At 33.7% G+C, this 1378-nt stretch carries 1 protein-coding gene and 1 pseudogene; both read left to right on the top strand.

Going from position 1 to position 1378, the window contains the following annotated elements:
• Positions 1-42: 42 nt before the first annotated feature.
• The gene (locus tag IEW94_RS09045) at positions 43-1116 is read left to right on the top strand and encodes a carbohydrate-binding family 9-like protein (protein ID WP_188652169.1); all 1074 of its coding nucleotides are present in this window, start codon (positions 43-45) and stop codon (positions 1114-1116) included.
• 7 nt (positions 1117-1123) lie between these two features.
• Positions 1124-1378, top strand: a pseudogene (locus IEW94_RS09040) (hypothetical protein); the annotation flags it as partial.

The raw sequence follows: 1378 nt of genomic DNA, 5'->3' as shown, positions 1-1378 counted from the left end.
GAAGTCATTGAGTTCACAAAAAATAACAGTTTATAAATAAGCATGCAAAACAAGTTTAAGACAGTATTAATAGCAGTAAATTTAATATCCTTGTTTGGGTGTGCTCAATCAAACAAGGACATCACACCACGAACGTATGTTGCGTATAATACTTCGGAAAAAATGATTATTGACGGTGATGATTCTGAAGTATCATGGAATAAAGCACAATGGACAGATGCTTTTATTGATATAGAAGGCATTGAACAACCCAAATACAAGACACAAGTTAAAATGCTTTGGGATGACACCTATTTTTATATCCTAGCAAAACTGGAAGAACCTCATGTTTGGGCAACTTTAAAACAACGTGATACCATAATTTTTTACAACAACGATTTCGAGGTATTTATAGATCCGGATGGCGACACCTATAATTATTACGAATTAGAAATGAACGCGTTAAATACCGTTTGGGATTTGTTTATCAATAAGCCATACAGAGAAGAAGGAAACGTAGTACTGAATGATTGGACATTAACAGGGTTAAAATCGGCAATAAAGATAAACGGCACCATCAATAATTCTTCAGATACAGATCAAGGCTGGCAAGTAGAATTAGCCATTCCTTGGGCGGCTTACAAAACATCGTATTACCAAGATAATGTTCCTAGAGATAATTTTTGGCGAGTTGATTTCTCAAGAGTCAATTGGCAAAATGATATTTCAAATGGAACATATACTCGCAAAAAAGATGAAAATGGGAAATTTCTACCGGAATACAATTGGGTCTGGTCACCAATAGGCGTCATTAACATGCACGAACCAGAGAAATGGGGTTATGTGTATTTTTCTTCAAAAGCAATTGGTTCAAAAGACACCTTTTCAATTCCGCAAGACGACAAAGTTAAATGGGAATTGTACAATCTCTATAAAGCTCAAAAAGCCTATTATCATAACCATCAATCTTGGGCAACGTCATTGGACAGTATCTCAAAAGCATCTATTTCTGTTGATGATAAACCCTTAAAACCTATAATGGAAAATCACGCAACTGGATTCAATATTTCAATCAAGAGTCCTTTTTCAAATAAAACCCTAATCATTAAAGAAAGTGGAAAAATCATATCAAAATAAGACTATTATGAAACTATCAAAATTAGTATTACTACTATTAGCAATTAGCCTATTTTCATGTGCTAATAAAGAAACAAAACCAACAACAAAAGAAGAAACAAAACCAGCCTTTAATTTTGGAGTGTGGACTACTGCAAACGCAAAAAAATCGAATGAAGATTATGTGGCTGAATTTCAAAAATATAAAAATGCAGGAATTGATGAGGTTTTAATAAATACCAATACAGACCCAGAACTTTTAAAACGATTGGTGCCTCTTGCA

Source organism: Yeosuana aromativorans (assembly GCF_014646655.1).
GTDB classification, from domain to species: domain Bacteria; phylum Bacteroidota; class Bacteroidia; order Flavobacteriales; family Flavobacteriaceae; genus Yeosuana; species Yeosuana aromativorans.
The sequence above is the reverse complement of the archived record's forward strand: the minus strand, read 5'-3'. Positions and strand labels throughout refer to the sequence as shown.

Excerpts from the sequence above, each read along its gene's own strand:
- IEW94_RS09045 (WP_188652169.1), top strand. The coding sequence starts at position 43 with ATGCAAAACAAGTTTAAGACAGTATTAATAGCAGTAAATTTAATATCC.